Origin of the sequence: Azospirillum sp. SYSU D00513 (assembly GCF_017356015.1) — a bacterium.
GTDB lineage: Bacteria > Pseudomonadota > Alphaproteobacteria > Azospirillales > Azospirillaceae > Azospirillum.
On the sequence record NZ_JAFIQV010000054.1, the window covers coordinates 1 to 19,392 of the forward strand.

Genomic DNA, 19,392 nt, shown 5'->3' on the forward strand with positions numbered 1-19,392 from the left:
CGTGTCCGTCAGGTCGCTCGGGTAACGACGGTCGTCATCTTTGTACTTTTCCCGCTGCGCGTCTGTCCACATCGTCCACTCCTCCTGCCATCACCAACAGACAGAAGCAGGTTTCAGTCAAACAGGCTCTGACCAGGCCTCTCCGCCAGCCGTACCCGCCTGTGAGCCCGCAACGGCGCTGACCGAAGGGACCGGAACCAATCCGATAAGCTTCTGTTAGGGAGGCAGGTGCATCTGATCCCTAACCCAGATTGCACCTATTCACGTAACGTCGGTGCCGCGCGAAGGCCGCCTGCCATCCGGGCGGCCTTCGCTGCGTCTGGGCTCAGTGAGTGGCACCCTCTGAGATGCTGATGCCGTCCAGGGGCGGAACAGGCATTCCGACCGTGTTGCTCTGCGGCAGCGATGCCCGAACCGCATCAAGAAGCAGGGCGTTGGGAACTGGTTTCGTAAACACAGCGGTTCGTCCCTGGGAGGGCTCGACCAGCACCATGCTGGGGACCATGTGGCCGGTCATGATGACCACCGGTAGGCTCGGATATTGTTCACGAAGGTGCGCTACCAATCCCAACCCATCAAGCTCCGGCATACGGACATCGGTTACCAAGATGTCTGCGGGATCCGCAGCGTATGCCTGCAAGGCATCTAGACCGTTGTCCGCCACTGTCACCCGATATCCTGCTTCGGTCAGCAGATCCTCTACAGCCATAGCGACCAAAACCTCATCCTCGGCAAGCAACACATGGATCGGCACGTCCCGGTCCCCTCAAGCGGTTCGACAAATTGGAAACGCGCCGATCAATCAGCCCGCCCAGTGCGCCGAATGATTAACTTATTTTAATGAAAGACCCGATTCGGTCTTTGGCCATAGGGGCGCCTATCGCAATCGAACATGCCCCTTTGGAGAAGCGGAACCAATCATTGAGGACCATGTTGTAGACGCCAGTGCGCTCTGGATCTCCGTCTGGAGGCACTGGTGGCTTGTACGTTATTTCATTCCTTCAGTGCAACGCGCGAAGGCCGTTTGCTCCCCGGCAACGGCCTTCGTTGCGTTTGTCCCGAATCATAATGCCATGACAAAACCTCGCAGGAACACTGTGCTTCTGCATGCGTTCTTTGCGTGGGTTTGGCATGGGCCAGCCTATAAGCCTTCGGGGTCGTTTCCTAAGCGGGAGACGGCCCCGTTGCTTTTTGTGGTCTTGTTTGGTTTAGAGGCAAGCTCGGCCTTCCTATGAGCCTCAAGCCGAGAGCATTCATGATTGGACGCTCCCAGTAAGCGGAGAAAGCCCGACAGACATTATAATAAAAATTTAGCTAATCCATTATAAGCGTACGGTTACAAACTGTTAACATCCGCCGTCTACAATCAATAGAAAGCGAGTTTCCAAAAATCCGAGGCCATGAGACACATTGAGTTTTCGAAAATGTATGTTGATCACTCTAATCCAACCGAAGTGACGCAGACTAAGAACTATTTACGTTCGATGACTCTGGAGGAACTGGAGCACGTACTGCACGAAAGCTGTGAGATCGTGCTGAGTGGCGAGGTTGTGTATCCATCAAGCGTGCGCCGCATGATCGCTACACAGATCCTGATTAGAGACGAGATTATGGCGAGGCGGAGCGAAAAATGAAGGTTGCGGCGTTTTTTCTTTGGATGCTAGCCTTTATTCTGATGAGTCCAGACAATGAATTGGTCTTTAGGTCTTTAGGCTTGATGACGTTGGTATCAACGACAGCATATCTACTTAGCAGTAATCGTGAAGAGCTTTCAACGCAGCGCTTTTCAAGCGTAAGCCACTAAACCATACAAGCTGCTTCACGTTACCGTTTGATCACTTAATCAGCGTCCGAATGGCCTTGATCAACGCGCCGACCATGAAAGGTTTGGTCAAGACAATGAGTTTTCCTGGTTGCTGCGCAGGTACGCTGTCGCTGTAGCCGGTCATCACGACGATGGGCAGGTTGGAGCGGCGCTGACGGATCAGGCGGATTAGGCTGTTGCCGTCCATGACCGGCATGCGCATGTCCGTGATCAGGAGCGCCGCCGGGTCCTTCTCATTAGCCTCCATTGCCTCCAGGCCATTGTGAACCGCCGTAACGCGGTATCCGTAATCTTCGAGCGTGGAGGCCAGAGCCATCGCAACAAGATCCTCGTCTTCAGCCATGAGAATGTGTGGCGAGATATTAGACACGGCGCTAGTCCCGTTATGGAGCCTCTGCACGCAACATTCTACGCTCTGGATTTATCACAAAAAATCGCAGCAGCACCGGAACAAAGCTTAAGGGCATGCGGCTTGGTTGGTCAACCTCACGTCTCAACCCCACCTCCGCACATCCAAACTCCCAATGAGATCCGTGAGAGATGCGCTATCTGCCAGCTTGGCTGGTGGGGAATGAAGCACGGACTGCATTGAGCAGTTGGTCCAGCCGCACGGGTTTTTCGAACACCGTGGTTTTCCCTCTGGATTGGTCAGTCACCATCATGCTGCTGAGCAGGTGGCCGGACATGATGATCACTGGCAGGGTCGGGTTCATTCCCCGAAGGCGCCACATCAAGGAGAAGCCATCAAGCTCCGGCATCCGCACATCCGTGATCAGGAGGTCAGCAGGGTCTGCCATGTAGGCGGCGAGAGCCTTCGTTCCGTCGCTTGCGACGGTCACGCGGTAACCGGCCTCCGTTAGGATCTCCTCAACGGCCATAGCGACCAGGATCTCATCGTCGGCTAGCAAAACGTGGATCTGCACACTGGGACCTGACGGCTACGGAAAGGCACACGAACGCTGCGTGACACCTCATTTATAACACCAAAGCGTTAACATATGTTAATGCACGAGGGGATTTCGATGTCGGGCGTATTGGTCGTCAGCAAGATGTTCACCGACGCAATACCTGTTGATCGGGCATGCCATATCGGCTTTTGGGCACCTTTATACGGTGGACGTGCCCGCCTGTGCGCCCGCAGCGACGCTGAGCGAAGGGACCAAAACCAATCTCATAGAGGGTGTCACGCTGTAACGTTGGATTTAAACAACTTTTATTGCTTCGCCTCTGTCAGCGCTTTTAGGGCTTGTTTGCTACCCCAGACATGCGACAAGCGATGGATCGGCCTTCCGGAGAATGCGTATGTGAAGGGAGGACGATCAACTCAGAGCAGCACAGAGGCACGATGTCAACAAAGTGACTCAAATCCAACGTTACTGCGTGACACCCTCCTCTGCATGACGCTCGCCGGCCGCTGCGACCTGAAGACCGCAGCGGTGACGACGGGCAGGGCGGGGGAGTGGAGCTACTTACTGGTCACCCGCTACGACCGGGTGCAGCGGGAGGGGCGCTGGCTGCGCGTCCACCAGGAGGACTTCTGCCAAGCGCTCGGCAAGCCGCCTGGGGCGAAGTACGAGCGCAACCGCTCGGGTGTCAGGGGGCCGCGCTTGGCCGACATGTTCAAGGTAGTCGAAGACTACCTGACGGCAGTTGACCGCATGCGGCTGCTCGACGCCGTGATTTCCAACGTGATGATCTGCAACACGGACTCGCACGCCAAGAACTACAGCGTCCTCCTGACAGGCCGGGGCGCCTCTCTGGCCCCGCTCTATGACCTCATGTGCGCGGCCGAGTGGGAAAACGTTACGAAAAACCTGTCGCAGACTATCGCCGGCAAGACCCGCGGGGATCATCTCAAGGGCTGCCACTGGCAGCGGATGGCGGACGAGTGCGGCCTAAACCGCACGATGATCCTCCGGCGGATCGAGACGATCGCGGGAAAGGTCCGGCGGGAACTGCCGGAGGCGGTCGAGGCGGTCAGAGCGATGCCGGGCGGGAACCATCCGCTGCTAACCGAGTTCGCAGCAGCGATCGAGGCACGCTGCCGAACCATCGTCCTAAACCTCGTCCACATCGAGGCGGCTGCCGAAGATGCTGACGATAACGTCCACGCCCGATAATGAGGCTCGATCCCGCCACCGCCTTCGGTTCCTCAATTCTCCAGCGCTTGGGCTCTGTTGCAAAGTTTGACTCAGCCACAAATGCTGATATGCGGCGTCTGCCGGACAGATGTTAACGTCTGCAGGTCAGCAAAAATTTTCAACAGAACCTTGCGCCGCCCTCAATTGGGCTGAGATCTTCGCTCAGCTGGTCAGCGCCCAGGTACTAACGGACTTGCATGTGCTGAAGGAATAGTTCGACCTCGCCTTGGAGAACCTCGGCCTGACGCGACACCTCGCCAGTGACGCCGAGCACCTGAGAAGCCGCGGCGCCCGTCTCATTGGCCGCTAACCGCACCTGAGAGATGTTGTTCGACACCTCTTTCGTGTGGTTCGAAGCCTCCAGCACGTTGCGGGTGATCTCGACGGTCGCGGCACTCTGCTCCTCGATGGCCGAGGCGATGGTGGCGGTGATCTCGTTCATCGTAGCGATGGTCGAGCCGATGCCTTGGATCGCCGTCACCGCCTGGCCCGCCACGTCACGTATAGCGGTGATCTGGGAGGCGATCTCCTCCGTCGCGCGCGCCGTCTGGTTGGCGAGGCTCTTGACCTCGCCGGCGACAACGGCGAAGCCCTTGCCGGCCTCGCCCGCCCGCGCCGCCTCGATGGTGGCGTTCAGCGCCAGCAGGTTGGTCTGGCTGGCAATGCTCTGGATCAGGTGCACCACCTCGCCGATCTTGTGCGCGGCTTCCGTCAGACCGGCGACTGTGCTGTTCGTGCGCGCGGCCTCCTGCACGGCGTTGCCGGCGATGCCCGAGGACTTGGCCGCGTGGGTCGAGATGTCCCGCAGCGCCGTCGCCATGCGCTCGGCGGCGGTGGCCACCGTCTGGACGTTGGTGGAGGTTTGCTCCGACGCGCTGGCCGAGGCGGTCGCCTGCCGGCTGGTCTCCTCCGCGATAGCGGACATGCTCTGGGCGGTCGCCTCCAGCTCGGTGGTGGCGGACGCCACGCTGCCGACGAGCTGCTTGATGGTCGCCTCGAAGTTCTGCGCCATACGGACCTGCTCGGTGACCGCCTGCCAGCTCAGCATCGCGCCGCAATAGGTCTTCTTCTTGTCGAGCACGGCGACGAAGCTGAGGTCGATCCACTCCTCGCCGATCTGCAGGCGGCACTTGTAAGGAAGCGCCGAGGGGTCGGGCAGTTTCACGCGGAGGTTCGCGCCGATGGCGGGGAAGAGATCCGCGACGTGCCGTCCCATCACTGTCTTGGCGGTCGCCGGGAAGGCGTCGCCGAGCCGGCCGATCAGCTCCTTGGCGGCCGTGTTGATGTAGGTGACCGTGAAGCCCTGAGCCGTGTCACACCACAGCAGCGGAATCGGCACGCAGTCGATCATCATCATCGCGGACTCGAACCAGGTCTGAAGCTCCGCGTGACGATTTTTGAGCGCGTTGTACTTCTTGTTAGACGCGAACGGCTTCCACATGCATCCCTCGTCATCACGGATGCCACGCTGCGTAGATCAACAGGCGGCTAACGCAGTTGCGTAAACCAGCAAACTTGAAAGATCATTAATGTTGCTCGGAAAGTTGCAAGCCGATGGGCCCCTGTTGCAAATTTCTGCGGACCTACAAACAGTAGCGTCCGTCCGGCAAATTCCGCATATCAACCTTTGTGGCTCAACCAAGATTCGCAACAGAGCCCAGGGATCCGGCGATTTCTCGGTCGGATGAGGTCGGTTAAAAGGCGGGCGCCTTGGTAACCACTGCGCCTGAGCATGTCGCAAAAACATAACGCTGACATTCGGCATGGTATCCCGAAGCCCAAACACAGCCTTGAGAACTGGGGGGGGGGTGCAAGCAGGACACTTAGGAAGTGCGGGAGCCCAACGCTCTGGGTGCGGCCCGAGGAGTTCGCGGTATGGACATCCGCCGGCACTGGCCGGAGACGTCGGCCTCAGGCCTATCTGGACATTACCAGTAAGACGGGAGTGATGCTGTGCGATGCGTTTGGCTGTAATGCTTTGCCCCGCGTCGCGCCTTTCAGGTCCAACTGTCGCATCAGCCGGGCTACCGTGCAGCCCGCCACCTCCAGACCCTACCGCGGCCTTGTTGCGCAAATCGGGATACGGGTAGGCTGCTCCCTTCCCCGGTTTTCAGGCGACCATGAGTGAGGCTGGCATACCGAGGCTGGTCATCCAGTTGAGGACGGCGGAGGTGAAGTGAGCCTCAACGTTTTGGATCATTCTTTGACCTATGTCACAGGGCACAAACTTATTTCAGTAAGATTTAATTAAGAGGTCGCGTTTATGACTCGGCCGGGGTTTGTGACAGCTTGCCTTATGCTGAGAAAAGGAATTGGACCAATGAACACACGCGGGCAAGTCGTTACGGGTGCAGCAAAAGCCGGAATATTCTCCAACCTCAAAACCCGAACTAAAGTTTATGTAGGCTTCGGTTCTGTCCTGGCATTGCTCGCGGGCATCGGCGCCTCCTCCTGGTATAAGGCGGGCGACGCGGAACGAAATCTGCTGCGCTACACCGGCCAGGCACAGTTGGCAATGCACAGCGCCGAAGCGGACTCTCACTTGATCGAGGCGCGGCTCGCGGTTCGGCGCTTCCTCGCCAGCGGGTCCGGCGAGGACGTCGCGAGCTTCGACGCGGACTGGTCCGAGGCGGCCCGGCAATTGGCCGCCATGAAGGCCAAGGTCACGCTGCCCGAGAACCTTGCTCTAATCGAAGAGATCATCCGGCTCAAGGCGGAGTACGAGGCCGGCTTCCGAGCAGTGGTGGAGAAGACAGCCAAGCGCGATGCGCTGAGCGAGTCGATTCTGACGAAGCTGGGGCTGGAGATCCGCACCCTGCTGACCGAGATTCGCAAGGCGGAGGCCGACGCATCCAACGTCGGCGCGCTGGCGCACAGTGGCGAGGCGAGCGAGACCTTCATGCTCGCCCGCTACGTGGCGGCGCGCTTCCTGGCGGAGCGGAAGCCGGCCGACGCCGAGCGCGTCGGGCGTGAGATCGCGGCCACCCGCAAGGCGCTGGACGTCATGGTCGGCGAGCATCTGGCCGACGGGCAGGGCGAACGGCTGAGCCGGGCCAGCTCCATGCTGACGTCCTACGATGCGGGCTTCAAGGAGTTGGCCGCCCTGACGGCCGAGATTGAGGAGTCAATCAACGGGCCGATGGCCCGGACCATCAAAGCTGTCCGTGAAAAGTCGGCCCGCATTCGCGAGAATGCCGTGCGCATGCAGGCAGGCGTAGCTGAAGAGGCTACGGCTGACGCCGCCGAGGCGAAGTCCATGGCGGTGCTCCTGTCGGCGCTGGCCGCGTCGCTCGGCGTCGCGCTGGCCTGGCTGATCGGGCGCAGCATCGCCGTGCCGGTCACCTCCATGACCGCCGCGATGCGCCGGCTGGCGGGCGGCGACACGGCGGCGGAGATCCCGGCGGTCGGCCGCCGCGACGAGATCGGCGAGATGGCCGAGGCCGTCCAGGTGTTCCGCGACAGCATGATCCGCACTCGCGCGATGGAGGAGGAGACCAAGGCCGCCGAGGCCCGTGCCGAGGCACAACGCAAGGCTGAGCTGAACCAGCTCGCGGCAAACTTTGAATACAGCGTGCAGGGTATTGTGGAGACGGTCGCGGCTTCCGCCACCCAGATGCAGGGTGCGGCGACGGCCCTGTCCTCCACCGCCGCCCAGGCGAGCAGCCAGGCGACTGCCGTGGCCGCTGCATCGGAACAGTCCTCCGCCAACGTCCAGACGGTGGCCGCCGCGACCGAGGAGCTGGCCGCCTCCATCCTGGAGATCGGCCGTCAAGTTTCCGCCCAGACCCGCATCAGCGGCGAGGCCGTGCAGGAGGCCGAACGGACGCAGAGCAGCATGCAGGGGCTTGTCGAGGCGGCCCACCAGATCGGTGAGGTGGTCGGGCTGATCAACTCCATCGCGGGACAAACCAATCTTCTGGCGCTGAACGCGACCATCGAGGCGGCCCGGGCCGGCGAGGCCGGCAAGGGCTTCGCCGTCGTGGCGAGCGAGGTGAAGAGCCTCGCCAACCAGACCGCTAAGGCGACCGAGGAGATCCAGACCAAGGTGAAGGAGATCCAGGGGGCAACCGGCGGCGTCCAGGGGGCAATCGCGAACATCGGCCGGACCATTGGCGAGCTGAACGAGATCGCCACGGCAATTGCCGCCGCCATCGAGGAGCAGAACGCGGCAACCGGCGAGATCTCCGGCAACGTCGCCCAAGCGGCGCGCGGGACGGAGGAGGTCAACCTCAACATCACCGGTGTGACTCAGGCCGCGACCGAGACCGGCTCCGCCGCCACCCAGGTACTGGGCACCGCCAACAGTCTGGCGGAAGAAGCCGAACGGCTGAAGGCCGAGGTGACCAACTTCATCGCCACAGTTCGCGCCGCTTGATGCGGTCGGTGGCAGGGTGATGAAATGCGGGACCGCCCTGTCGGGGTGGTCTCGGGACTGTCAGGAATTCCGTGTACGGGCCGGTTTTGATCAAGAGAGGGTGAAGCAGTCCTCACAAAGGTTTGTGGTGTACACGATCTGCCACAGAAGCCGACGCACGATCGCCATCATCACCTTGCACAGCGGCGCATCGGTCGGCCGCGGCGTGGGGCCAGGGCGGGGCTGCCGCTCGCCCTCGCTGGCCAGCACCGTTAGCTCGACCAGAACTTCGTCTACGAAGGCATCCACGTCGGCAAACGCGTCCCAGGAAGAAGAAGCGGTCTTTGGATTGAGCAACATGGTTTCTGGAAATTCGTATGTTTGAGCCTCAGTCATCCCGGTCGTTCATGTTGATGTAGACGCGGTCGGTTGTGGCCCACTCCTTGTCGATCTCGATGAGGATGGCGGTAACGAGGCGTAGGAGCGCGCTCTCGTTGGGGAAGACGCGAACCTTGGTCGTGCGGCGCTTGATCTCCTGCTGAATGGCGCGCTCGATCGGGTTTGCTGTGCGCATACGGCGGCGGTGATGGTCTGGCAGCCTGAAGACGGTGAGCCCCTCCGGGACGGCGCTTTCCAACCAGCCGGCGAGCTTGGGCGCGGTGGCCTGGTAGGCCTGCACGAGGCGTTTGAGCTCCTCTTCCGCCTGCGGCAGGGTGGAGGCGTTCCAGACCTGGCGCAGGTCGGCACCGATGCTTTTGCGGATGGTGGCATCGGGGGCGTGCTGGATGGCGTTCTGGGCCAGATGAAAGTGGCAGCGTTGCCACCGCGCGCCGGGAAAAACGGCTTGGCGGGCGGCGCGCAGCCCGGCGTGATCATCACTGGTGATGAAGCGCACGCCGCGTAGGCCTCGGGCAACCAGGTCGTCAAGAAAGGCCCGCCAATGAACCTCGGCTTCCGACAGGGCGGCGCAGACGCCGAGCACGTGCCGGCGGCCATCGGGATCGATGCCGATGGCCGAAAGGATGGCGGCATCGCGCACCACGCCACCCTTTCGGACCTTCTCGTAGCGCGCATCGAGCGGCAGATAGGAGACCGTGCCGAGCGGGCGTGAGCGCCAGGCCTGGAGCTCTTCATCGAGCAGAGCAGCGGCGCGGCTGACCTGCATGGAGGAGAGGCTCTTCAGGCCGAACTCGGCCGTGACCTTAGCAGCATCGCGCGTGGAGACGCCCTTCACGTACATCTCGGCCACCGCCAGCATCACGGCGCGACAGGAGCGCCGACCGCGTTCCAGCGACTGCGGATAGAAGGGCTCATCGGTGTCGCGGGTTTTGGGCACCTGGACGGTGACCGTTCCGGCCGGGGTGTCGAGCGTCTTGGGCTTGTAGCCGTTGGCATAGCCGCGCCGATCGGCGCTGCGCTCATACGGCTCGGCACCGAGATGGCGTTCGCGCTCCAGCCGCATGGCCAGGTTAAACAGGGCGGTGAAGGCCTGGGCCATGCCGTCCGGCCCGGCCTGGATAAGCTGTTCCATGAGCGTGGCGATAATCGTATCCTGAGGCTCCGGCATCTGGTTCTCCGAGTTTGGCGACAAGGATCACCGGAATGAACGGGCGCCCAGCCGTGTGCTCCGGCACGCGGCTGGGGCAGCCCAAAACTCAAATGCCGAATTTCCAGACCTCAAGTTACGCCACCGCGGGCGCGGGTCGTCTTCTGGTCGCGTGAGGGTGGCAGGCTGGAATCTCCCGGTTCTTAGGCGGCTGGTTCAGCTTCGCCTCGAGCGCCACGACGCGCTCCAGGAGCGCCAGGATCAGCGCGTCCTTCCCTTCCGAACACAGGCCAGACAAGTCGGGGCGTGTCATAGGTACGTTCACTCATGTCCACGCCTCCGACGCAACACCGGATCGCCAATTCACCCCCCTAATGCGCAAACCATGCCAGCATGGCTCTGCCCGCTTAGCCAACCAGGTGAGTAAATACCAGAAAGTCACGGCAATTCTGCTCGCACGCTGAATTGTACACCAAAGCCGCTTTGTCGATCCTGCCTGTAAGTCTCATTACTAATTTGCAGTAGAGTGATCATCACAGCCTTACTCCAAAGAAGGAGGTGTATCGACTGATCTGGAGCTGAAGGGGTTATTTGAGATGAAGTGATGAGTTATGGTTGGTTCAACGCAATTTCTTCCGCGTTCCTTTGCTTTATAAAGATGCCGGTCGGCCGACCGCAGCATATCCTCGGCATCCGCAAAAATGGGTGACCAAGTAGTAACTCCTATACTTACTGTAACGTGAATGATATCTTCGTCCGTGTGCAGGGCCGCATCTTCCACCGTCTTTCTGATGTGGTCTGCTTTCAGAATGGCATTCGCCTTATTGTCATGCTGCAAAAGCATTGTGAACTCTTCTCCTCCAAATCGACCAACGACCCCATGTTGGCCAATCTCAGCTTCAAATATTCGTGCTAGATGAATGAGGGTCTTATCGCCGCATTCGTGGCCATAGGTGTCGTTAACTTTCTTAAAATTATCACAGTCGATGAGTAGCAATGAAAAAGGGCGATTATACTTCAAAGCATCCTGGAATGAACCTCGAAGCGCGGTTAAAAAAGCTCTCCTGTTGGACAACCCGGTAAGCGAGTCGGTGAAAGCGACGCTGCGAAGCCATTTCTCTGAGTTAGCACTAAGCCGTTCTCTTGATAAAAATGTTCCCAATATCACAATGCCGCTAATGTTGGCGATAGTGAGTGGCACAAGAGCTTCGTTCAGGAACGTGAACATGATTGGTTGGGGCAAGATTAGAGCGTTGACTCCGCTGGCTGCAACCATACTGCCAAGCAGTACTAATTGTTTGAGACTGTATCCACCTTCGCGCTGTGAAGCCAAACGGTGGAACAAGATGCTGGACAGCAGGGCGATACCAATTCCGAAAACGCCGGCCATGGCGCCCGCTCCGCCAAGCCATGCGCGATAAGCGCCAGCAAGAACGCCCGCAATCAGGCCAGCTGGAACACCTCCGAATGGCGTTGCCAAGCCCACCATTATAGTCCGACCGTCAACAATCAGGCCGGACATCAGCTCTACGGGATCGGTCATAACCAGGATTGCTCCAACGCCGAATAGCAGACCCGTCAAGATCGAGATCAAAGCTCTACCGGAAGCATGCCGAATTAACACCCCGTAAACCATAGCCGTTAGCGCCATAAAGCTTAGGCTGTGGAGGAGAGCGTGAAAAATTATTTGATCTGGAAATGCTATTTTCATAACTATTCATATAGCTATGAATATCTTAATGTTTGATTACGATGCTTTGCTGGGTTCTGATGAACGATCCGGTGGGGGATAGACTCTGTTGCAAATTTCTGCTGACCTACAAAGGGTTAGCGTCCGTCCGGCAGACGCCGCATTCCGGCCTTTGTGGCTTAAACAAACTTTGCAACAGAGCCCTCAAGGATTGTCGAGCGCCCGAGCGGTCAGACCTTCTGCCCGCTGAAGAGGGTGGATGAGGCGTCCAGGGCATCCGGACCGTAGCCCCAACCCTCCTGCTTCATGTGGTCGAGCGCGAGACGAACTGACGAGGTGATCGAGTCAATCACGCCGCGCACGCGCAGTCGGTTGTCCTCGACGCTGGCCTGGAAGGCGTACCAAGCGGCCTCGACCGTGGCCCGGTCGGCGGCGGCCCCGCTTCCCCTCATGGCCACGCTCAGATGCTCGACCTTTGCAACCAAAGCGAGTTTTTCGGCAATGACCTCGCGCAGAGAGCCCTCAGATGCCGACAGCGCGAGTTCGATTTCCTCCCTCATCAACTCTTGGAGGCGCTGAAGGGTGGCCAGAAATTCCGGGACCAAGGAGGCCGTGCTGCCGGCGTTGGCCGCTGGAGTCTCCGGCACGGGCGTTTCAGCCGTGAAAGTCGTCATGGTCTTTTCCGTAGGGTGTTGAATTGGTGACCACCGTTGCAGCGGTCCGCGCGTCCGCCTGGTCCTGCAGGTCCTGCATTTGGGTCGCCACGAGCGTGGCAATCCCGAGACCGCCGTCGGTCGCAAGTGCCTTGCCGTACTCGTCGCACAGGAGGTCTCGCCACTGCGCCTCGGCGTTCCCACCCCCCATGCTGCCGCCGCGCACGCCGGCGAACATGCTCTTCACGAAGAGGCCGAGCACGACCCCCTCAAATTCCTCGGCTCTGGCCTTGATCACAGGCGCGACCGGTCGCTCGCCGGGCCGGGTCTCGCCGGCTCCGGCGGCGGATCTTAGGGAGGTCACGCCCAGCGGGCCGGAGGCGGGAAAGGTCGACATGATGTGATTCACCGTCACTGAATGACCAGATCGGCTTGAAGGGCCCCGGCGGTCTTGATGGCCTGAAGGATGGAGATCATGTCGCGTGGCGACACGCCAAGCGTGTTCAGGCCCTTGACCACGTCCTGGAGGGTCGAGCCGGCTGGGAGCACGGCAAGGCGCTTGTCGGCGGCTGTGTCCACCTGGATGTCCGTACGCGGCACTACAACGGTGGCGCCCTCACTCAGCGGGTTGGGTTGGGAGACCTGCGGCGTTTCGACAACCTTGATGGTAAGATTGCCATGGCTCACTGCGACCGTGCTGATGCGGACCCGTTCGCCCATTACGATTGTGCCGGTGCGGTCGTCCACCACGACTCGGGCGGCGGTGTCCGCAACGACGTCGAGATTCTCCACGCGCGCCATCAGTTCAACCATCCGGTCCTTCCAGGAATTGCCGGGCAGAATTTCGACCGTTGTAGGATCGAGCGCTTGGGCTCGCGCGCCCGTGCCACCGACGGCGCGGTTCACCACGTTGGCAATGCCGACGGCGGTGGAGGCGTCCGGGTTCATTAGCGCCAGCCGAAGCGTCTCGAGGCTGCTCATCTCGTAGGGAATGGGGTTGTCGGGCGTGCCTTCCGACAGTTCCGCCTCAATGATCGCGCCGCCGGGGATACGGCCAACGGTCTGCACGCCGACCGTCATCTTCGCCGCCTGTCCCTGCACGCCGAAACCCGACACCGCGATCGGGCCCTGCGCCATGGCATAAGGCCGTCCGTCGGGACCGACCAACCAAGTCTGCTGAAGGACACCGCCGAGAAGGCTTTTCGCGTCGCCGACGGCCTGCACGGTAACGTCTATCCGCGAGCCCCGGCGAGGAAAGGGAGGGAGGGTCGCCGTGACCGTGACCGCTGCGACGTTCTTCGCCCGCATCGGCTCGCCAGAAATGTTAACGCCGTACCGATCCATCAAAGAGGCCAGCAATTGCTGCGTGAACGGGGAGGAATTCAGGTTATCGCCGGTCCCGCCCAGGCCCGAGACGATGCCGAGCCCGGAGATTCGATTCTCGCGCACGCCCTCGAACGAGGCAATGTCCTTAATGCGCGCGGCTTCTGACGGCAATGCCAGATAGGAGGCCAAGGCAGTGGCGCAAAGGACCCTTGCGACGACGATCTTGATGGATCGGCGGATCATGGCGGACTCGACACTCCTCGTTGCCTGTCGGGGATCGTGATGCATGTGCGGCCGACACGTCACATCCGGCACTTCACTCCATATACGGCTGTAGGATTACGTCCGCCTCACATGGGCGTGCGGAAACACCAAAGGCTTTCGAAATCGGCACATTTTTTCGATCGCGCAGGCTCAAGCATTGGGTGTTTCAGGCATCATCGAAGGTTGCATAATGTTTGAGGGCGTCGGTCAAAATAACGATGTTCTCTAGAAAATGAATCGTGGCCCATCTTCGAAAATGGCAACTAGTATTGTTCCACCTTTTTAATGAATGTGAGGGCAAATACTCATATGTATGGGACGCCAGTGCTTGGGTTTCTTAAGCGTCCGTGCATCGAAAATGTTCCAGCTATATGCTGCAAGTGCTAAGCTCATAGGGCGCGCGGGACGGCGGTTCCTAATCCGATGCGCCGCCTCCGCCATCTCGGGCGCCAGTAATTGGGGGTGCCCTCAGCCGGTACGGCCCCTTCTGGTTTGCTCCGCCGTTTCCGCCATTCCTTGCCCGAGCCCCTCAATGTCCTCCCGATCTGGTCTGATCGGCAAATCGGGACAGTCGGCTCGTGCCTCTAGTCGAGGTCACACGCCTCCATTCCGCCGATGTGGCACGCCCGAACTTGCGGCACCGAAGCAAAGGACAGCCCGTTGCCATCCACGCGCACGCGCAGATAGCCCTGGTTGAGGAGAGCCCGCAACGCCGCCTCGGCCGTGGTGGGCGATACCTCCAGTCCTTGGGCGACTTCAAGCACACTGCGATGGCCCGGATGCGCCTGCAGCCACAACAAGGCGTGCCTTTCCTCCATGAACGCGGATGGTTCGGAGGGACTTCCCAACATCGAGGTGAGATCCCGGCTGACTCCCTTTGCCACCCAGTCGGGCATCTGCGTCACGCCGAAGATCCAGCGTCGGAGCGTCTCGTGTGTCACGCCCAGATAGGCGCGCATCGCCGACTGCCAATGCTCGCCGAAGACCAGCCGACCGATGCGTTCGAGGTCGGCGGGGTCAGAGATGCGAATCTTCATCCATGCTTCTCCTTCCGAACCGTGGCTTTCGGTCCGGGCATTCCATGCTCCAGGGATCGTCTTCTGCCGGACGGCTCTGCTGTCCTATGGATAGGAGACGGGAATTTCCGATGCTTCGTCTGCGGAGCCGAATTTGTCGGCCGCATTCAACAAAAATTTTTCAAAGGCCAAATTTTGCAGGGCCAGCAATGGGCTGGGTTCGTCAACAGGCTTCTCAGGAGCCCTTAATGATCGAACGTCATATTAACGATGATCGGACGCTCTCATGGTGGGCCGGCGGAGGGGCTGTGCAGGCCGGATTCAGGAAAGATCGATGAACGACATCAAGGCATCCGGAGCCCAAGCGGTCACCGCCCGGCCCGGGCAAACCGCCACGGGCGGAGTCATCACCGACTTGGTTTCGAGAATATCCGGGACCTTCTCCGCGGTCGCTGGAGCACATGGCGACACGGTTCTCGGCGTCGTGGTCGTCGCCGTGCTCGTCGGGCTCTTTGCACCGATCCCGGCGATCGTCCTGGATTTCGGCCTGGCCGTTTCCTTTACGACATCGCTGCTGGTACTGCTGGTCGCCGTTTATGTCCACAAGGGCCTGGAGTTCTCGTCATTTCCGACGGTCCTTATCCTCACGACGATGATCCGGCTGACGCTCAATGTCTCCTCGACGAAGCTGATCCTGTCGGAGGGGCACACCGGTCCCCATGCCGCCGGCTCGGTGATCGAGGCTTTCGCCGAGTTCGTCATGGGTGGACAGGTGATCATCGGCGTCGTGATGTTCCTGATCCTGCTGTTCGTAAATTTCGTCGTCATCACCAAGGGTGCGACCCGCATCGCCGAAGTGGCGGCTCGTTTCACTCTCGACGCCATGCCTGGCAAGCAGCACGCGATCAACGAGGACAAGGCCGCCGGCGTCATCGACGACAACGAGGTGCGCCGTCGCCGCCTAGAGCTGGAGCAGGAAGTCTCATTCATGGGCGCTATGGACGGCGCGGCGAAATACGTCAAGAACGACGCCGTGGCCGGCCTAGTCATCACCGGTATCAACCTGCTGGGCGGCATCACCGCCGGTCTGATCAGCCATGGAATGAGCTTCACCGACGCTGCCTTTGTCTACGGCCTGCTAACCGTCGGCGACGGCCTGATCACTCAGATCCCTGCACTGTTCATCAGCGTCGGCGCCGGCCTCCTCGTCGCCAAGAGCGGCACCGGTATGCGGCCGGACAAGGAGATTTTCGGTCAGGTCGGCCACCCACGCGCCCTTTCCCTGGGTGCCGCAGTCCTGTTCGGCTTCGCCGTCATGCCGGGCCTGCCCTTCGTGCCTTTCGCCACCTGCTCAATCATCGTGGGCGCCTTGTCCTACGCCCTGCGCCTCTCCCGGGCTGCGCAGGCCGCTGCGGCGCAGGCAGGGAAGGAGCAGGAGGCCATGAAGGCAGCTGCCGCTCCAGCAGGGCAGGAGAGGGAAATCCATAAGCTCAGCATTGAGCTGGAGCCGGTGCTCGCCGCGGCGCTCTACGGCCGCAAGCCGCCCGGACAGGAGAATGTCCCGGAGAAGGACCAGGTCTGCGTTCTCCAGTCCGCCATCCTGGAAATCCGCAAGCGCCAGGAGGAACGCTACGGCGTTCCCCTGCCGGACGTCTTTCTGCGACCCAACCCCATGTTCAAGCCGGGGGAGTACGCCATCCTCGTGCGCGGAAGCGTCGCGGGACGCTCGCTCGTGCGGCACGAGAAGATCCTGGTGGTCGACCGCATCGGCATGGGAAAGGGGTTCGGCCAAATCCAAGGCGAGGATGTGCTGGAACCGACGCTGAACCTGCCAGCGCGCTGGGTGGATAGCATTCACGCGCGCGCCGCCCGCGAGGCCGGCCTGATCGTCGCCACGCCGGAGAAGGCGATCGTCACCCACCTCCTTGAACTTGTCCGGCAGCATGTCTCCGAGCTGCTCGACTATCCGGAGATGATGAAGCTCGTCGACAAGCTCAGTCGGGACCACCGGGCCCTGTTTGACGAGTTCTGCCCGAAGCCACTGGGGCGTGCGGTGTTCCAGCGCATCCTGTCGAACCTCCTCTCGGAGGGCGTGGCGGTGACCGACCTGCCGCTGATCGTCGAAGCCATTTCCGAGGGGGTTGTCTGGTCCACCAACCCGGAGACCTTGACGGCCCATGTGCGTCGGCGTCTGTCCTGGCAGATCTGCTCGGCGGTCGCCGACAGGGAGGGCCGGATCAACTGCATCAGCCTCAACCAGCAAACCGACCAGATGCTCAACCGTTCGGTGAAGGAAGTGGACGGCGATGCGCGCGTCCTCATCAGCCCGGAGAATACCCGCGCCCTGACCGAGAGCATCGACCAAGTCGTCGGGAACTGCACCTCCGAGCCCGTGCTGATCGTGGGAGCCATGCACCGCCGCTGGATCCGCGACATCCTGTTCCGCTCGGCCGCCGCCGGCAAGATGCAGAACGCGCAGCGCGTCCTGCGCATGCCGGTCCTGAGCACCGAGGAAATCCACCCGAAGGCGAAGCTTCGCTACGTCGGACAGGTCTGAGAAGCGGGCGGCCAGGATGAATCCGGATCTGCTCGCGGCCTCGCCGGAATTCGCAACGCAAGCCGCCGCGTTCGCGCGGGTGGCGGGCATCGAGACTATCGCGCAGGAAGCCGTCTACGGCTTCCTGCTGATCCTCTGCCGCATGGCCGGCGCTTTGCTGCTGCTTCCCGGCTTCGGCGAAATGTGGGTGGCAGCGCGTGCGCGGATCGCGCTCGCCTTCATGCTTAGCCTCGTCGTGCTGCCGGTGATGCTCCCGGAGCTGCCGCCCGCGCCGGCGACGGCGAGCGCCATGGCACTGCAGGTCGGCGGCGAGGTTCTGGCGGGCCTCTTCTTCGGCTTCTGCGTCCGGGCGGTGTTTTCGGCCGCCTCCGTTGCCGGATCGATCTTCGCCATGCAGGCCGGCCTCAGCAACGCCTTCACCGCCGGTATCGTGTCGCCGGATTCCTCCTCGGCGCTCGGGTCCCTGCTCGGCATCGGCGTGCTCGCCTTTCTGTTCGCATCGGGCGCCGGAGGCGAGCTTCTCCACGCGGTGGTTGACAGCTACGGCGTAATTCCGCCGCCCGGCCCCGCCGGCTGGCATCTGCCCGCGGGCGACTATGCTCGCATTGCCGGGAGCGCGGTGACGGAAGGATTCCAACTCGGCTTCTGGATCTCCTTTCCTTTCCTTCTCGCGGGAACGGCCATGAACATCGGGCTCGGGCTGATGAACCTCTTCATGCCACGCATGCAAATCATCTTCATCAGCCCGCCGATTACGATCCTCGGCGGATTCCTGATCATGGGGCTGACGATGCCGCTGATGCTCGACCGCATCACCGAAGGGCTGGCGGCCTTCCTCGCCAACCTGACCGCCAGTTGAAGGACAGACCGTGTCGGGCGAGGCCGCAAGCAAGGATCAGAAGCAGTTCCAGGCCACGCCACAACGGCTGGAGCAGGCCAGGCGCAAGGGCGACGTGGCTCATTCACGGGACGCCACTCAGGCGCTGATGCTGATGTGTGTGCTCGCCTGGTTGAGCCTCGTCCTTCCCGGCGCCGCGAGCGCCTTTCTGGCCTGGGGGCTTGCGCTCATGCAAAATCCGCCCATGCGTCTGCTGGAGAGCGCCAACGGGCTGACCCATCTCGGCTGGGAGGTCGGAGGCCGGCTGATGGTCATTCTGATGCCGCTGCTCGCGATGCTGATCGCCGCGCCGGCCGCCTCCGGCCTCGCGCAGCAAAGCATTGTGCTGACGATGTCGAAGCTTGCCCCCGATCCGTCCCACATCAGTCCCGCCAGCGGTTTCAAGCGCCTTTTCTCCGCCCAGGCGCTGGTCGAGTTCGCCAAGGGCACCATCAAGATGTCCGTTGCCTTTGTCATTGTCGGGCTCGTGCTGAAAGGCGAGGTTGAGGGCATCATCTCCTCCGGGGAGCTCACGCCGGGCGCGGCCCTGTCCGCGTTCAGCGCCGTCATCCTCCGTTGCCTGGCCAGCGTCGTCGCCATGGCCATGGCCGTCGCCATCATCGACCTGCTGTGGCAGCGTTATCACTGGAACGCCAAGCTGATGATGACGCGCGAGGAAGTGAAGCAGGACATGCGCCAGAGCGAAGGTGACCAGGAAACCAAGACCGCCATCCGCCACAAGCAGATGGAGAAGTCCGTCCAGCGCATGAAGGAGGGGGTCAAAAAGTCCAGCGTTCTGATCACCAACCCAACCCACTTCGCAGTGGCGCTGCTGTACGATCCGGAGAAAGTTCCGCTGCCGGTCGTCATGGCCAAAGGCGTGGACGCCGTGGCGTTGGAATTGCGCAAGACGGCGCGGGAGGAGGGTATCCCCATCATCGAGAACCGGCCGCTTGCGCGCCTGCTCCACGCCCAGGTGGAGCTGCACGAGCCGATTCGGAAGGAGCATTTCGGCGCGGTCGCCGAGGTGATCGCCTACATCCTGGGCCTGGAAGCCGAGAAGAACTGACGCCGGCACCGTCGCGCGTTGGTCCTCCCTTCAACATTTCGGATTTCCGCCGCTTCGCCCCGTCGCGGGGATAC

Annotated in this window: 16 protein-coding genes; 5 read left to right on the forward strand and 11 right to left on the reverse strand. The window is 61.2% G+C overall.

Translation table 11 applies throughout. The features are described 5' to 3' along the window. Positions 1–325: 325 nt before the first annotated feature. The 3 genes from JUB11_RS27930 to JUB11_RS27940 all read right to left on the reverse strand — a co-directional run bounded on the left by JUB11_RS27930 (position 326) and on the right by JUB11_RS27940 (position 2,748). A complete protein-coding gene (locus tag JUB11_RS27930) occupies positions 326–754 on the reverse strand; it encodes a response regulator (protein ID WP_207462076.1) in 429 nt (142 codons plus the stop codon). Positions 755–1,835: 1,081 nt separating this feature from the next. Further along, positions 1,836–2,168, reverse strand: a complete 333-nt coding sequence (locus tag JUB11_RS27935; RefSeq protein WP_207462077.1) for a response regulator — start codon at positions 2,166–2,168, stop codon at positions 1,836–1,838. A 202-nt stretch (positions 2,169–2,370) separates the two neighbouring features. Beyond that, complete coding sequence (locus JUB11_RS27940; protein ID WP_207462078.1) at positions 2,371–2,748, reverse strand: response regulator; 378 nt, start codon at positions 2,746–2,748, stop codon at positions 2,371–2,373. A 474-nt stretch (positions 2,749–3,222) separates the two neighbouring features. Here JUB11_RS27940 and JUB11_RS27945 point away from each other — a divergent pair, with 474 nt between their 5' ends. Continuing rightward, entirely contained in the window at positions 3,223–3,945 is a 723-nt protein-coding gene (locus JUB11_RS27945) for a HipA domain-containing protein (RefSeq protein WP_207462079.1), read from the forward strand. A gap of 205 nt (positions 3,946–4,150) precedes the next feature. Here JUB11_RS27945 and JUB11_RS27950 read toward each other — a convergent pair whose 3' ends face one another. Then, positions 4,151–5,407 carry a methyl-accepting chemotaxis protein gene (locus tag JUB11_RS27950; protein ID WP_207462080.1) on the reverse strand — a complete coding sequence of 419 codons (1,257 nt, stop codon included), beginning with the start codon at positions 5,405–5,407 and terminating at the stop codon, positions 4,151–4,153. 984 nt (positions 5,408–6,391) lie between these two features. On the opposite strand from JUB11_RS27950, the gene JUB11_RS33030 reads away from it, so the two are divergent. Continuing rightward, positions 6,392–8,341 carry a methyl-accepting chemotaxis protein gene (locus JUB11_RS33030; protein ID WP_247887377.1) on the forward strand — a complete coding sequence of 650 codons (1,950 nt, stop codon included), beginning with the start codon at positions 6,392–6,394 and terminating at the stop codon, positions 8,339–8,341. Between the two features lie 90 nt (positions 8,342–8,431). Here the strand turns inward: JUB11_RS33030 and JUB11_RS27960 are convergent, their stop codons facing one another. The 7 genes from JUB11_RS27960 to JUB11_RS27990 all read right to left on the reverse strand — a co-directional run bounded on the left by JUB11_RS27960 (position 8,432) and on the right by JUB11_RS27990 (position 14,836). Next, entirely contained in the window at positions 8,432–8,716 is a 285-nt protein-coding gene (locus JUB11_RS27960) for a hypothetical protein (RefSeq protein WP_207462081.1), read from the reverse strand. Further along, on the reverse strand, positions 8,709–9,887 hold the full coding sequence (locus tag JUB11_RS27965; protein WP_207462082.1) for an IS256 family transposase: 1,179 nt from the start codon (positions 9,885–9,887) through the stop codon (positions 8,709–8,711). The genes JUB11_RS27960 and JUB11_RS27965 overlap by 8 nt, the downstream gene beginning before the upstream one ends. Before the next feature lie 520 nt (positions 9,888–10,407). Then, positions 10,408–11,577, reverse strand: coding sequence for a diguanylate cyclase (locus JUB11_RS27970; RefSeq protein WP_348771524.1), 1,170 nt, complete (start codon positions 11,575–11,577; stop codon positions 10,408–10,410). 209 nt (positions 11,578–11,786) lie between these two features. Beyond that, complete coding sequence (locus JUB11_RS27975; protein WP_207462084.1) at positions 11,787–12,230, reverse strand: hypothetical protein; 444 nt, start codon at positions 12,228–12,230, stop codon at positions 11,787–11,789. Further along, on the reverse strand, positions 12,211–12,606 hold the full coding sequence (locus JUB11_RS27980; RefSeq protein ID WP_207462085.1) for a rod-binding protein: 396 nt from the start codon (positions 12,604–12,606) through the stop codon (positions 12,211–12,213). The genes JUB11_RS27975 and JUB11_RS27980 overlap by 20 nt, the downstream gene beginning before the upstream one ends. A gap of 14 nt (positions 12,607–12,620) precedes the next feature. Next, positions 12,621–13,778, reverse strand: a complete 1,158-nt coding sequence (locus JUB11_RS27985; RefSeq protein ID WP_207462086.1) for a flagellar basal body P-ring protein FlgI — start codon at positions 13,776–13,778, stop codon at positions 12,621–12,623. 605 nt (positions 13,779–14,383) lie between these two features. Further along, positions 14,384–14,836, reverse strand: a complete 453-nt coding sequence (locus tag JUB11_RS27990) for a hypothetical protein (RefSeq protein ID WP_207462087.1) — start codon at positions 14,834–14,836, stop codon at positions 14,384–14,386. A 313-nt stretch (positions 14,837–15,149) separates the two neighbouring features. Between JUB11_RS27990 and JUB11_RS27995 the strand changes: the two genes are divergently transcribed. The 3 genes from JUB11_RS27995 to JUB11_RS28005 are packed head-to-tail and all read left to right on the forward strand — an operon-like array spanning position 15,150 to position 19,318. Beyond that, positions 15,150–17,372, forward strand: coding sequence for a flagellar biosynthesis protein FlhA (locus tag JUB11_RS27995; protein ID WP_207462088.1), 2,223 nt, complete (start codon positions 15,150–15,152; stop codon positions 17,370–17,372). A 16-nt stretch (positions 17,373–17,388) separates the two neighbouring features. Next, positions 17,389–18,231, forward strand: a complete 843-nt coding sequence (locus tag JUB11_RS28000) for a flagellar biosynthetic protein FliR (protein WP_207462089.1) — start codon at positions 17,389–17,391, stop codon at positions 18,229–18,231. Positions 18,232–18,241: 10 nt separating this feature from the next. Next, on the forward strand, positions 18,242–19,318 hold the full coding sequence (locus tag JUB11_RS28005; protein ID WP_207462090.1) for an EscU/YscU/HrcU family type III secretion system export apparatus switch protein: 1,077 nt from the start codon (positions 18,242–18,244) through the stop codon (positions 19,316–19,318). The last annotated feature ends 74 nt before the right edge of the window (positions 19,319–19,392 follow it).